This is a genomic window from Sphingomonas sp. RS6 (assembly GCF_054489705.1).
In genome coordinates this window covers 124,361-138,172 of sequence record NZ_JBTMWM010000001.1, presented here as the reverse complement: position 1 = coordinate 138,172, position 13,812 = coordinate 124,361, and the positions used below count along the sequence as shown (strand labels likewise).

General features: G+C 68.5%; 9 protein-coding genes. 5 read left to right on the top strand and 4 right to left on the bottom strand.

The window, feature by feature from the left end:
• Window positions 1–139 precede the first annotated feature (139 nt).
• Entirely contained in the window at window positions 140–1,630 is a 1,491-nt protein-coding gene (locus ACX40Y_RS00720) for a glycosyltransferase family 39 protein (RefSeq protein ID WP_459117612.1), read from the top strand.
• A 17-nt stretch (window positions 1,631–1,647) separates the two neighbouring features.
• On the opposite strand, the gene thrS is transcribed toward ACX40Y_RS00720, so the two are convergent.
• The gene (thrS, locus tag ACX40Y_RS00715; protein ID WP_459117611.1) at window positions 1,648–3,639 is read right to left on the bottom strand and encodes a threonine--tRNA ligase; all 1,992 of its coding nucleotides are present in this window, start codon (window positions 3,637–3,639) and stop codon (window positions 1,648–1,650) included.
• 150 nt (window positions 3,640–3,789) lie between these two features.
• On the opposite strand from thrS, the gene ACX40Y_RS00710 reads away from it, so the two are divergent.
• On the top strand, window positions 3,790–4,143 hold the full coding sequence (locus ACX40Y_RS00710) for a VOC family protein (protein WP_459117610.1): 354 nt from the start codon (window positions 3,790–3,792) through the stop codon (window positions 4,141–4,143).
• Between the two features lie 248 nt (window positions 4,144–4,391).
• Here the strand turns inward: ACX40Y_RS00710 and ACX40Y_RS00705 are convergent, their stop codons facing one another.
• The 3 genes from ACX40Y_RS00705 to ACX40Y_RS00695 all read right to left on the bottom strand — a co-directional run bounded on the left by ACX40Y_RS00705 (window position 4,392) and on the right by ACX40Y_RS00695 (window position 9,048).
• Window positions 4,392–5,414 carry a D-cysteine desulfhydrase family protein gene (locus tag ACX40Y_RS00705; RefSeq protein WP_459117609.1) on the bottom strand — a complete coding sequence of 341 codons (1,023 nt, stop codon included), beginning with the start codon at window positions 5,412–5,414 and terminating at the stop codon, window positions 4,392–4,394.
• A 147-nt stretch (window positions 5,415–5,561) separates the two neighbouring features.
• A complete protein-coding gene (locus ACX40Y_RS00700) occupies window positions 5,562–8,096 on the bottom strand; it encodes a TonB-dependent receptor domain-containing protein (RefSeq protein ID WP_459117608.1) in 2,535 nt (844 codons plus the stop codon).
• 130 nt (window positions 8,097–8,226) lie between these two features.
• Window positions 8,227–9,048 carry an LD-carboxypeptidase gene (locus ACX40Y_RS00695; protein WP_459117607.1) on the bottom strand — a complete coding sequence of 274 codons (822 nt, stop codon included), beginning with the start codon at window positions 9,046–9,048 and terminating at the stop codon, window positions 8,227–8,229.
• A gap of 39 nt (window positions 9,049–9,087) precedes the next feature.
• On the opposite strand from ACX40Y_RS00695, the gene ACX40Y_RS00690 reads away from it, so the two are divergent.
• The 3 genes from ACX40Y_RS00690 (at window position 9,088) to ACX40Y_RS00680 (ending at window position 13,811) form a co-directional block, all read left to right on the top strand.
• Window positions 9,088–10,485 carry a glutamate ligase domain-containing protein gene (locus ACX40Y_RS00690; RefSeq protein ID WP_459117606.1) on the top strand — a complete coding sequence of 466 codons (1,398 nt, stop codon included), beginning with the start codon at window positions 9,088–9,090 and terminating at the stop codon, window positions 10,483–10,485.
• Window positions 10,486–10,563: 78 nt separating this feature from the next.
• Entirely contained in the window at window positions 10,564–12,294 is a 1,731-nt protein-coding gene (locus tag ACX40Y_RS00685) for a hypothetical protein (RefSeq protein WP_459117605.1), read from the top strand.
• A complete protein-coding gene (locus tag ACX40Y_RS00680) occupies window positions 12,291–13,811 on the top strand; it encodes a hypothetical protein (RefSeq protein WP_459117604.1) in 1,521 nt (506 codons plus the stop codon). The genes ACX40Y_RS00685 and ACX40Y_RS00680 overlap by 4 nt, the downstream gene beginning before the upstream one ends.
• Window position 13,812 lies beyond the last annotated feature (1 nt).

Sequence of the window (13,812 nt, the reverse complement as noted above, 5' to 3'; positions counted from 1 at the left end):
CCCGGAGCGCCGGGATGCGCAGAAAAAAGCTGGGTGTGGCGCAAGAATGACTCTGATATCGGCATGGCGAGTGCCCAATGCAAGGCGGCGATGCCAGCGTTAACGGCAGTTTAGCCACGCCTGTTGTAATCGAGTGGGCATGGCGGGGACGATCCAGCTTGTCCGGGGCTCATGGCGTCCCCGCCGGCTCTGGCCGGCCTGGCTGGTGCCGCTCGCGCTTGCCGCGGTGATCGTCGCGCTGGGCCCGCGGCTCTATACCGGGGGCGGCGGCGACGACTGGTATTATCTTCAGGCCGCCCGCTGCGCCGCCGCCAACGGCATCTGCCTGCCCGACAGTCACTGGGCGGCGCGTTTTCCGCTGATCGTGCCGATGGGGCTGGTGCTGCGCTGGTTCGGCGAGCAAGAGCTTTCCGTGGCGCTGGTGCCGTTTTGCTACCTGGCGGCGGCGCTGCTGCTGTTCGTGCAGCTGATCGAACGGCTCCATGATGCCCGCACCGCGTCGATTGCGGGGATGGTGTTCACGCTCACCCCGTTGCTGCCCGCCTATGCCGGGCAGCCGATGGTCGATGTGCCCGAATTCGCATGGACGATGGCGATGCTGGTTGCGGCCGAGCGGGCGCTGGCGCAGCGCAATTCGCACCGGGCGGTCGTGGCGGGGGCTGCGCTCGCGCTTGCGGTCATGACGCGGCTGAGCAGCCTCAGCCTGTTACCGCTCCTCGCGTTCGGCTGGTTGTACCTCGACCGCGATCGGCGGCGGCTGGCGATTCCGTTCGTGCTGGCGTTCGTCGCGATCCTGTTGGCAGAGGCGGCCGCCTATGCCGTGGCGACCGGCGATCCGCTCTATGGCTGGGGCCTGTCGCTGCACCACACGCGGCTGGCCTCCAGCGAGTTGCCACCGGGCATCGGCGTCGACGGCAGTCCGATCCTCAATCTCGATCTGATCCGCAACTGGCGACGGAGCATGGGCATCCATGTCCATTGGAGCGTCGATCCGCTGCTCAACCTGCTCGCCGACCCGAAATGCGGCCTCACCCTGTGCGGCGCGACCGCGCTGGCGCTGGTCCGGCGACGCGACTGGCGGCGCGATCGCTGGCTGCCCGCGATGGCCGGGGCCGCGCTGTTGCACTTCGTGCTGCTCACCTATGTGCTGGCGATCGATCCCAAGCCGCGCATGTTCCTGCCCGAGGTTGCGGTCGCCAGTGCGACGCTTGGCGTGCTGGCGGTGCGGGGATGGCGGCAATCGCGCCTGCTGATCGTCGCGCTGGCGGTGCTGCTGTCCGCCCGGGCGCTGGCAATGGCGTATGACCAGCCGCGCCTGGCCGACGCCCGTGCCGTGGCGGCAGCGTGGATCGCCGAATGGGGGAGCGACGCCCTCGCCACCGATGCGTGGACGCGACGGACGATCACCATTGCCCCCGGCGCGCAGGCGCTGCCGCTGGCCGAGGCGGCGCCGATGCGGCTGCGGCTTGGCATCGCAACCGTGCCATGCGCCGGCGGGCGGGTGGTGCGCGAGGCGGTGATCGACGCGCGCGATGGCCCGCTGCTGGCCATGCTGCGGGCGGGCCACATCCTGCTCGCACCGCATCCGCCGCTCCGGCTCTGTCTGGTCGCGCCGTCGCCTCCCCGCTGACGGGGAGGCGAGCAGGGTCAGGCGAGATCCGGGGCCAGCGCCTCGGCCTTCAGCCGCTCGATCGCTTCGTCCAGCGACAGCATGGTCTGGCCCTGGCTGCCGAGGACACGGAGCGCCACGGTGCTCTCCTCCGCCTCGCGCTTGCCGACGACCAGCAGGTTGGGCACCTTGGCCAGCGAGTGCTCGCGCACCTTGTAGTTGATCTTCTCGTTGCGCAGGTCGCTCTCGACGCGGATGCCTGCGGCCTTCAGCTTTTCGACCACGTCGCGGGCATAGTCGTCGGCATCCGACACGATCGTCGCGACCACCGCCTGCACCGGGGCGAGCCAGGTCGGCAGCTTGCCGGCGAAATGCTCGATCAGGATGCCGATGAACCGCTCATACGAACCGAAGATCGCGCGGTGGAGCATCACCGGGCGGTGGCGCTCGCCATCCTCGCCGACGTACGACGCATCGAGCCGCTCGGGCAGCACCCGGTCCGACTGGATGGTGCCGACCTGCCAGGTGCGGCCGATCGCGTCGGTCAGATGCCATTCGAGTTTCGGCGCGTAGAAGGCGCCTTCACCGGGCAACTCCTCCCAGCCATATTCGTCCGTGGCGAGGCCGGCGGCGATCACCGCGTTGCGCAGCTCGTTCTCGGCCTGGTCCCACATCTCCTCGGTGCCGAAGCGCTTTTCGGGGCGCAGCGCGAGCTTGATCGAATAGGTGAAGCCGAAATCCTTGTAGACCCGGTCCGCCAGCGCGCAGAAGGCGCGCACTTCGTCGACGATCTGGTCCTCGCGGCAGAAGATGTGCGCGTCGTCCTGGGTGAACTGGCGGACGCGCATCAGCCCGTGCAGCGCGCCATGCGGCTCGTTGCGGTGGCAGCAGCCATTTTCGTACAGGCGCATCGGCAGGTCGCGATACGACTTGATGCCCTGGCGGAAGATCAGCACGTGCGCCGGGCAGTTCATCGGCTTCAATGCCATCCACTGCGCGTCGTTCGAGACGATCGGGCCTTCATCGTCGACGTTCGGCACTTCGTCCGGAATGACGAACATGTTCTCGCGATACTTGCCCCAGTGGCCGGACTGCTCCCACTGGCGGGCGTCCATCACCTGCGGGGTCTTCACCTCGCGATAGCCGGCGCCGTCGATCGCACGGCGCATATAGGCCTCGAGCTCGCGATAGATGCGGAAGCCCTTGGGGTGCCAGAACACCGATCCATGCGCCTCCTGCTGGAGGTGGAACAGGTCCATCTCCGCGCCGAGCTTGCGGTGATCGCGCTTGGCGGCTTCCTCCAGCCGCGTCAGATGCTCCTGGAGCTGCTTCTTGTTCAGCCAGCCGGTGCCGTAGATGCGGCTGAGCATCGCGTTCTTCTGGTCGCCGCGCCAATAGGCGCCCGACACGCGCGTCAGCTTGAACGCGTCGGCCGCAACCTTGCCGGTCGAGGCGAGATGGGGCCCGCGGCACATGTCGAGCCAGGCGTCCTCGCCCTTGCCGGCGCGGTAGACGGTCAGCTCCTCGCCCTCGGGGAGTTCCTTGGCCCATTCGGCCTTGAAGGTTTCCCCTTGCGCGGTCCAGCGCGCGATCAGGTCGGCGCGCGACCAGACTTCGCGGATCAGCGGCTCGTCGCGCGCGATGATGCGGCGCATCTCCTCCTCGATCGCCGGCAGGTCCTCCTCGGTGAAGGGGCGGTCCTTGGGGGCGAAGTCGTAATAGAAGCCGTCGTCGGTCGCCGGGCCGAAGGTGATCTGCGTGCCGGGGAACAGGTTCTGCACCGCTTCGGCCAGGATATGCGCATAATCGTGGCGCACGAGCTCGAGCGCGTCGGCCTCGTCCTTGGCGGTGACGAGTGCGAGCTGGGCGTCGCCCTCGAACGGGCGGCCGATGTCGCGCAGCTCGCCATCGACGCGCGCGGCGAGCGCCGCCTTGGCCAGACCCGGACCGATCGCCGCGGCGATGTCCGCCGGGGTAGTCCCCGGGGCTACCTCGCGGACGGAACCGTCGGGCAGCGTAATGCGGAACATCTCGGACACGGGGAGAACCCTTCTGTTGGGTGGGAAACGGAGCGCGGCTTATGCCCGCGCGAGGGCGATATAGGCAAGCGCTCGCGAAAAGGGTATGGGGCGCGGGTTTTTGGGGTGGTGCGCGTGGGGCGGCGGGCATAGCCTGCGGCGATGGACCCGACCCACGGCATCGTCGCCATCCTGCCCTGCCGCGACCTCGACGCGAGCACCGCTTTCTACCGCCGGCTGGGGCTGGAGGTGGCGAGTGATTACGGCCACTACCGCATCCTCGAAGACGGCCGCGGCTGGCACCTCCACCTGCGGCACGAGGCGAACACGCCCCAGGCGCCGGACAATCCCTTCGGGCTGTACCTCTATGTCGAGGATGTCGACGCGGTGGCGGACCGGGTGCGCGAGGCGATCATTCAGCCCGGCACGCCGCATGCGATGCCCTGGGGGACGTACGAGTTCGCGGTGTCGGATCCCGATGGCGCGCTCGTGCGGGTGGGGCGAGTGCTGAGGTGAGTGAGGTACGCGTCCGCAGCCATGACGTGTATAAGGACTTGGAGGTAGGAAGGCGGCATGTTTGAACTCAATGGAGTTTGTTGCTTCTGCTCCCAACCTGTCGAAACCGAGGGTTTAGATCCTTGCTCGCTGTCGATCGCCACAAACGGCGAGGGCCATCAGTCTTGGCCATGCCATGCGGCCTGCTATTTGGAACGACTGGGGGACCTGCCCTACGGACGAGAGTTGTTCGAACGGGACGAATAGGTTCAGCCTTCAAATACCTCCCGATACGCAAACAACCCCGGCACGCCGCCGGTCATGACGTACAGCACCGCCTCGCCCGGCTGGAACGCGCCGCCGCGGATCGCTGCGAGCAGCCCGGCAAAGGCCTTGCCGCTATAGACGGGGTCGAGCAGCAGGCCCTCGGTGCGGGCGAGCAGTTCCACCGCTTCGCGCATCGCATCCGTGGGGATGCCATAGCCATCCCCACGCTGGCTGCCGTCGATTACCACCTCCGCCGCCGTCACGCTGCCCGGCAGAGCATTCGCGGCGAGCGTCGCCTGGGCCAGCGCCAGCGTCTCGGCATGCGCGCGCTCGGGGGTGGCGAGGACAGCGTAGGACTGGACGCGCGCCACGTCCTCCCCTGCCGCTGCCATGCCGGCGGCGAGGCCCGCATGGGTGCCGGCGCTGCCGTTGGGCACGACGATGCGGGCGAAGCGCTCGCCCAGCGCTGCTTCTTGCGCAAGGATCTCCCAGGCGCAGGCGACATAGCCGAGCGCGCCGACCGGCGACGAGCCGCCGGCGCCGACCACATAGGGTTTGCGCCCCTCCGCCCGCAGCGCCTCGGCGCGGGTATGGGCGAAGGCCAGCGGGTCGGTGTCGCCGGGGACGCGGTGGACGGTCGCGCCGAAGATCGCGTCGAGCAGCAGATTGCCGTTGCCGCGATAGTCGGCGTCGTGGCGCGGCACGACATCGGCCAGCACCAGCTCGCAGGCGAGGCCCATCCGCGCCGCCGCCGCCGCGCTCAGCCGGGCATGGTTGGATTGCAGGCCGCCGGTAGTGACGAAAGTGTCGCAGCCTCGCGCGATCGCGTCGCCGAGCAGGAATTCGAGCTTGCGCAGCTTGTTGCCGCCGCCGCCGATGCCGGCGATGTCGTCGCGCTTCGCATAGATCCGCACCTCCGTGCCGAGCGCCGCCTCCAGCCGTTCCAGCCGCTCGATCCGTGAGGGATAGGCGAGCAGCAAGACCGCGGCGTGGCGCTGGCGGAGCGCTTGCGGATCGAGACTCATGCGATCCCGCGATTCGCGGCGCGGGCAGCGATGGCGAACGGCGCAGACACGGCGGGCCCCTTCATGTCGATGTGGAACGAGGCGCGAGTTATGCCCGCGCCTCGTTCCGACAAGCAAGCGTTGCGGCGAAGGGGCCGCCCTTCCGCGTCAGAAGGAGAAGCCGAGGCTTGCCGCCACCCGCCGCGAATTGATCACGGTTGCCGTCGCGATGCCGTCTGCCGGGATCGTGCCCTGGCCGACATCGACGATACCGAAGGCGTTGAACAGGTTGCTCGCCGTGACCGTGAGCGAGACGCCGCGCACCGGCCGGACTTCTACGAACGCGTTGACCGTGGTGTAGGCGGGCATCTTGAGCAGGTTGATGTCCTGCGCATAGCTGCTGCCCGTGTAGATGATCGACGTGCCTGCCGACACCTTCGACAGATTGATCTGCGGCATCAGCTGCGCGATCAGCTTCGGCTGGTGGCGCGGTGTGTTGCCGACATAGTCGGGATTGCCGACGTCGCTCTTGATTTCGGCATGGGTGTAGGTCGCCGATCCGGTGACGCTGAAGATGCCGTGCTGATAGCTGCCCTCGAACTCGGCGCCATAGGCTCGGTAAGTGCGCGAGATGAGCATCGGCACGATCAGGCCGTTCCCGTCGGTCACCAGCTGGAAGTTGCTCTCGCCGGTGTTCGCCAGGAAGCCGGTGAGATTGAGCGTCACGTCGCCCTTGCGATACTTGACGCCCATCTCGGTCTGGCGGACGGGGTCATAGCCTTTCGTCCCGGGTGCAAGCTTGCCCGTCACCGGATCGACCGACGGCGTGAACAGCAGCGTATCGGCATTGGCACGCGCGCCGCGGCTGTAGCGCGCGAACACGGCGAGCGAATCGGCGATGCGGAAGTTGATGCCGGTCGAATAGCTCAGATATTTATAGTCATAGTTCACCGGCCCCGGCGTCGCGATCGGAATCACGCCGACGCGCGTTTCCGGGATCGAGATCTGGCCATCGCCGTTGACGTCATACGTCGTGATGCCGGTGCGCCCGCCACCAAGTTCGGCGCCGGCCAGTTGGCCGCGGACCTTGCCGATGTCGTAGCGGACGCTGCCACCGATAGCGAGGCGGCCGATATGATAGTTGAGCGAGCCATAGGGCGCGGTGATGTCATATTCGACGTCGAAATGCCGATTGAACCGGCCCACCGGCGGGAACACCGAATAGGCGAGTGCGCCATCCTGGGTGAGCGGCACGTTCGTCGCCGTGCGCAGATCGAGGAACGCCGAATCGCGGCCGTTATAATCCTGGAGCCAGGTATTGAGGAACTGATCGTACGCGACGTTCTGCACCGACTTGTACGCACCGGCGGTGAGCGTGAGATCGCCCGCGCCGATCTTCCAGATCCGGTTGGCACGGAAGTCGTTCACGAAGCTGTTGAAGTCGTTGACGTCGCTGACCAGCCCGAGGCTGAGCGAGGCGAGCCCGTTGCCGTTGAGCGTCGCCGGGCTGGTGATCGCCTCGCCCGCGCGGGGGCCGCTGGCGAAGCTGAGCGTCGCGCCGGGACCGCCAAAGGCAGCCGCGAGCATCGGCGCGGGCGCCGCCAGCAGCGGAAAGCTCAGCGCATAGACGCCGTCATTGGCGGTGTAGCGAAACTTGTCCGACACGGTCCAGCCGGCGACCTCGAAACGCGTTTCGAACCCGACCATCTTCGAGATGATGTGCGCACCCTCCGAAATCCGCTGATTGTGCAGGCTGCCGTCGGGATCGAGATGCAGGTGCCGGTCGACGTAACGCGTCGCGGGCATCGACTTCTGCGCGTCGAAGCCGGCAAAGGTGCCGTAGCTGGGATTTGCGTCGGTGCCGCTGACGCTGACCGGCGCCGCAGGGAACATCGGCACGCGATCGTCGAGCAGCTTGGCGTAGAAGCGGATGAACCCACCGTTGAACTCGCGCGTCAGGTTGAGCTTCACCTGGCCGCCCTTGTAGGCGTTGTAGCCGGGATCGCGGGGGCCGGCGCCGACACGATAATAGCCGCCGACATGAAAGCGCATGTTGCTCGACAGCCTGGCGCCATATTCCATGTCGACGCGCTTTTCGTCATAGCCGATGCCGTTGGTGAGCAGCACGCTGCCGCCTTCGACCTCGCCGGTCTTCGAAATGAAGTTGATGACGCCGCCGGGCGAGTTCGAGGCGAAGGTGGAGGCCGAGCCGCCGCGGATCGATTCGATGCGCGACAGGTTCAGATCGGGCCGGACCAGCATGTCGATGGCGACGCCGCCCAGATCGCCGAACTCGATTGCCGGCAGCCCGTCTTCCTGAAACTGCACGAACTTCGATCCGAAGCCGGCCAGCGGCAGGCCGCGGATCGTATAGTTGGCCTGGGCGCTGTCGCCGCTGGCTTCGACGCGGAAGCCCGGGATCGCGCGGATGATCTCGCCCAGCGAGCGGCCGCCGAGATGCTGGACGTCCTCGGCACCGATCGCGCTCGTCGAAATCGCGCTGTCGAGCAGGTCGCGGCCCTTGGCAACGCCGGTGGAGAACAGCGCCTTGGCGGGCGCGGCGGGCTCTGCCTTGTCCTGCGTCGCCGGCTCGGCTGCATCCTCGGTTACCGCCGGCGAGGCGGCTGCGGGCGTATCGGACCTGGCATGGGCCATCGCCGGCAGCATCAGCAGGGCGGTGGTGGTCAGCAACGCGATCTTCATCAATCTGCACCCCAATTTCGCGCGCATTCAGCGGCGCCGTCAGGGGCACGGATTAGGTCGAGAAGTTTACCACGCTCGATCCGCAGGCTTAGGGGATTTCCTCCTCCGTAATCTTGCGGAGGCGCCGCAATCAGGCGACGCCGAACGGCACCACGCGGTTCAGCTTCACATGGCCAATTTCGGCGCGGCCCAGATAGGGCACGCCCATTTCGCGGCACCAGCGCACGATCATCTCGTCGATCGTCTCGCCGAAATCGGCACCGCCATTGGGATCGACATCGGTCACCGCGCCAAGCCGGATGCCGGCGATCCCCTTCAGCTGTTCGGAATGGGCCACCGTGAACAGCATCCGATCGATCCGGTAGAGCGGCTCCGACACTTCCTCGATCATCAGGACGTGATCGGTGAGATCCGGCAGATATTTGCTGCCGATCAGCGCGGCGAGGATCGACAGGTTGAACGCGGCGGCCGGGCGGCCATCGGCGAGGCTGGGTTCGAGGCCCCGGCGATCGCGATCGATCAGCCAGCCGAGCGACCAGCCGGCATCCACGCCATCGTCATTGGCGCCCAGGCTGCTCGCCATCGCGCCGTGCACCGGGTGGCCGATGCCCGCGGCGTAGAGTGCGCCGAGCATGAACCCCATGTCCGAATAGCCGAGATAGGTCTTGCGCCGTGCGGCGTCGCCGAGATGCGGCATCACCATGTCGAGAATGCGGTTCGAACCATAGCCGCCGCGCGCGAACCAGATCGCGTCGATCGACGGATCATTGGCATAATCGAGAAACGCCTGCGCGCGCACCGGATCGGTGCCGGCGAAATGGCCCGCCTCCATGAAGCATTGCGGGTGGAAGCGGATTTCGTGCGCGGGATAGGTGAGCGCCATGAACGCCGACATCCGCAATGCGGATTCCCTGGTCACCGTTCGCGCCGGTGCGACAACGCCGATCCGCATATGCTTGCCCACACTCCTCAAAGCGTCGATAGCGTGCGGATGCAGCACGGCAAACCCCAGTATTTCTTTGTAGGCATAGGCGGTTCAGGCATGATGCCGCTGGCGATGATCCTGGCCGGCCAGGGCGCCGGCGTCGCCGGATCGGATCGCAGTCTCGATTCGGGGCGCCTGCCCGCGAAGTTCGATTGGCTGCGCGCGTGCGGGATCGGGCTGTTCGCGCAGGACGGCAGCGGCGTGCAATCGCCCGACCAGATCGTCGTCGCATCGGCCGCGATCGAGGCGAGCGTGCCGGACATGGTGCGCGCCGCCGAACTCGGCTGCGCACGCATGTCGCGGGCCGAATTGCTGGCCAGCCTGTTCAACGCCGCGCCGCTTTCGATCGGCGTTGCCGGCACCAGCGGCAAATCGACCGTGACCGGGATGATCGGCTGGATCCTCCACGCCACCGGCCGCGACCCGACGGTGATGAACGGCGCGGTGATGAAGAATTTCGCGACGCCGGAGGCGCCGTTCGCCAGCGCGCTGGTGGGCGCGGGGCCGGCGTTCGTCAGCGAGGTCGACGAAAGCGACGGTTCGATCGCCGGCTATACGCCGGGCATCGCCGTGCTCAACAATGTCAGCCTCGATCACAAGTCGCTCGAGGAACTGCGTGTGCTGTTCGGCGGCTTTGCGGCGCGCGCGGGCCGCGCGGTGGTCAATGTCGGCGACGCCGAAAGCGCGGCGCTGGCGATGGCGCTCGACCGCGACCGGCTGATCCGCGTCGCCGTGGAGGGGGATGCCGATCTGGTCGCCCGCAACCTTGCGCCCGAGGCGTTTGCGATCGCATTCGATCTCGAGGCCGGGGGCGAGACGCGGCGCGTGCGGCTCGCCGTACCGGGGCGCCACAATGTCGCCAATGCGCTGGCGGCGATCGGCGCCGCGATGGCGGCGGGCGTGCCGATCGACGAGGCGTGTCGCGCGATCGAGGGGTTTGCCGGGTTGCGCCGTCGCTTCGAACGGGTGGGGCAGGCGGGCGGCGTCGCCGTGATCGACGATTTCGGGCACAATCCCGACAAGATCGCCGCGACGCTCGACACGCTCCACGCCTTTCCCGGCCGGCTGCTAATCCTGTTCCAGCCGCACGGCTATGGCCCTCTCAAGGTAATGCGGCGCGAACTGGTGGCGATGTTTGCCGCGCGACTGGGGCAGGGCGATCTGCTGGTGATGCCCGATCCGGTCTATCAGGGCGGCACGGTGGCGCGCGAGGTGACCAGTGCCGACATCATCGCCGATATCGCCGCGACCGGCGCCGCCGCGCGCCATATCCCCGACCGCGCGGCGGCGGCGGCGCATCTGGTGGCGCAGGCGCTGCCGGGCGACCGCATCGTCGTGATGGGCGCGCGCGACGACACGCTGAGCCAGTTGGCGGCGGGCATGGCGGAGGCGCTTACGGGCTGACGCGCGCCGTATCGTTCCGGGCCGTCACCGAGGTCGGCTCTAACGGGTCGTTAACCACGACCGTTCTAGCCCGGCGTCATGGAACCCGAGCTGAACCGCCGAGCGTCGCGCGACTGGATCGTCGCGCTGGCGCTGGCGTTGCTCCTCGGGATCGCCTGGATGATCCGCGATCGTGCCCAACTGGCCGCGTGGCGGCTGCCCGATACCGACGATGTGATGCGCCTCCAGCAGATTCGCGACTGGCTGGGCGGGCAGCGGTTCGACGATCTTGCCCAGCATCGGCTGGGGCCGGCGCCGGGGCTGGAAATGCACTGGTCGCGCGTCGCCGACCTGGCGCCCGGCCTGATCATCTTGCTGCTCGCACCGCTCACCGGCGCGCCGGCGGCGGCGATGGTGGCGGTGGTGGCAACGCCGGTCCTGTGGTTCGCCTGCACCTTGCTGCTCGTCGGCGGCATTGCGCGCCGGCTGGGCCAATCGGGCGCGGTGGCGACGATCATCGCCGCGCTCGCCTATCCGGCGACCACGCTCTTCTTTCCCGGCCGAATCGATCATCATGGCTTGCAGATGGTGCTGGTGCTGGCGCTGGTGCGCGCGATGCTGGGGCCGGGGCGGCTGAGCGACGGCGCGATCGCCGGGCTGGCGACGGCCCTGTCGCTGGCGATCGGGATGGAGACCGCGCCGCTGCTGGCAGTGGGCGGCGCCGTGATCGCGCTGCTATGGTGGCGCGATGCGGCGGGCGCGCAGGCGCGGATGGCGGGCTATGCCGCGGCATTGCTGCTCGCGCTCGCGGCCGAGCGGGTCGGCTTCCGGTCGAGCGGCTGGGACTATCCGGCGTGCGACGGCTTTACCGCGATGCTGTGGCGCGCGGCGCTGATCGTCGCGCTGGCGCCGGCGGCGATGGCGGCGGCGGGCTTTGCGACGCGCGATCCGCGGCACCGGCTGGTCGTCATGCTGATTGCGGCCGGGGGGGCGCTGGCAGGCGCCGTCGCGGTGTCGCCGGCTTGCCTTTCACCCTATGGCGAGGTCGATCCGATGCTGACGCGGCGCTGGCTGGCGCATGTCGCCGAGGCGCAGTCGCTGTTCGCGACCCCCGTCTGGCACGGCATCGCCTTTGCCGGGCTGCCGCTGGCCGGACTGGCGGCCGGGCTGTGGCTTGCGGCGCGCCACCGGCAGACGGGCTGGGCGGTCGTCGTCTCGTTCCAATTGATCGCGGTGCTGGTGATGCTGGCGCAGCTTCGCGGCGCACATGCCGCGGCGCTGCTCGCTGCGCCGGCGCTGGCGGCGCTGGTTGCGACCGCGCGCCGGCTGGGCACGCTGCCGCTCGCGCTGGCATGGATCGCATCGGCTGGGTTCGTCTATCCGATGCTCGGCGACGCGATCGCGCCGCGCGGCGCGCTTGCCGCAGCGCCGGCCTGCACTGCCCCGGCGGGAATCGCGCGCATCGCCGCGCTGCCGCCCGGCACGATCGTCGCGCCCGTCGATCTGGGTGCGTTCGTCCTCGCCGCCAGTCATCATCGCGTCTTTGCCGCGCCCTATCACCGCAACGCCCAAGGGAATCAGGCCATGTACGACATCTTCCTGAACCAGCCCGCCGAATCGGAGGCGATCGCGCGGCGATGGGGCATCGACTATCTCGCGATCTGCCCGGACAGTTTCGACGAGCTGGGCGAGGAGGGGGCGGACCCGTCGCTGCTCGCCGGGGCGTTGCGGCAGGGCAGGGTGCCCGCGTGGCTGACCCCGATCCCCGCGCCCGGCATCGCGCCGCGCCTCTATCGCCTTACCCAGCCGGCCAAGCGCACGCTGCAATGAACGAGCGGAACTGGTGGGAGACGCGCTGGTTCGCGCTGGCCGTGGTGCTGCTCAGCGCGGTTCCGCTGCTATGGCCGGCGGTGCCGCCGCTGACCGACCTGCCGGGGCATATCGGGCGATATCATGTCGCGGCGTCGCTCGCCGATTCGCCGTTCCTCCAGCGCCACTGGCATTATGTATGGCGGCCGATCGGCAATCTGGGCGTGGACCTGCTGGTGATGCCGCTGATCCCGCTGATCGGCGTCGAACCGGCGGCGAAGCTCGTCGTGGCGCTGATTCCTCCGCTCACCGTCGCGTCGCTGATCTGGCTGTCGCGCGAAAGCGGGGGGCGGGTGTCGCCGGCGCTGCCGTTCGCCTTTCCGCTCGCTTATGCCTTCCCGTTCCAGTTCGGCTTCGTCAATTTCTGTCTCTCGGCGGCGCTTTCGTTTGCCGCGCTGGCGCTGTGGCTGCGGCTGGCGCGCGAGGGGCGGCTGGTGCTGCGGGCGGTGCTGTTCGCGCCGATCGGGCTGCTGCTGTGGCTGGCGCACTGCTTTGGCTGGGGGATGTTCGGACTGTTCGCCTTTGCCGTCGAGCTGGTGCGCGTGCGCCGGGCCTCGTCAGCCTGGGGCGCGGCGCTGGTGCGGGCGGGGCTTTCCTGCGTGCCGCTCGCGCTGCCGCTGGTGCCGATGCTGGCGGGGGCCGCATCGGGCAATGGCGACGGGCTGGGCGCGAGCTGGGAATGGGTTGCCAAGGCGGCGGCGTTGCCGACGCTGCTGCGCGAGCGTTGGGGCGGCTATGATCTGCTGAGCAGCGTGCTGTTGCTGCTGCTGTGCTGGGCGGCGGTGCGCAGCCGGCTGCTGCGCGTCGATCCGATGCTGGGCGCGGCCGCCGCGCTGGGCGGCATTGCCTGGCTGCTGCTGCCCTACCGCCTGCTCGGCGGTGCCTATGTCGATATCCGCATGGCGCCGTTCGTCGTCGCGCTGCTGATCGCGGGCATCCGGATGCGACCGGGATTCGAGCGGCTGGCGCCGGTGATGGCCGCCTGTGCCACGCTGTTCTTCACGATCCGCATCGCGACGACGACGATCGTGTTTGTGGGCGCCGGCCAGCTTCAGGAACGGGCGGTCGCGATTGCGCCGATGGTACCGCGTGGGGCGTCGGTGCTGTTCGCCGTGCAGATGGGCTGCAAGGGCTGGGGCGATCGGCGGCTGAGCCATATCGCGGGACTCGTGCTCGCGCGCCGCGATATCTTCGACAACAGCGAATGGAATCTGCACGGCCAGCAGCTGCTCCAGAACCGCCGGGCCGATGCCGGCGATTTCGCCGCCGATCCGTCGCAGCTCATCTATCCACAAAGCTGCGTCACGCACCAGCTCCCCTTTCCCGAGCTGATCCGCCGCTTCGATCGCGCGGCGTTCGACTATGTCTGGACGGTCGACATGCCGGCGCGTGCGGCGCTGGCGCCCGATGTCGTGCGGGTGGCGCAGCATGGGCCGTCGACGCTCTACCGCGTGGTGCGCCGCAGCAGGCCCGACTGAC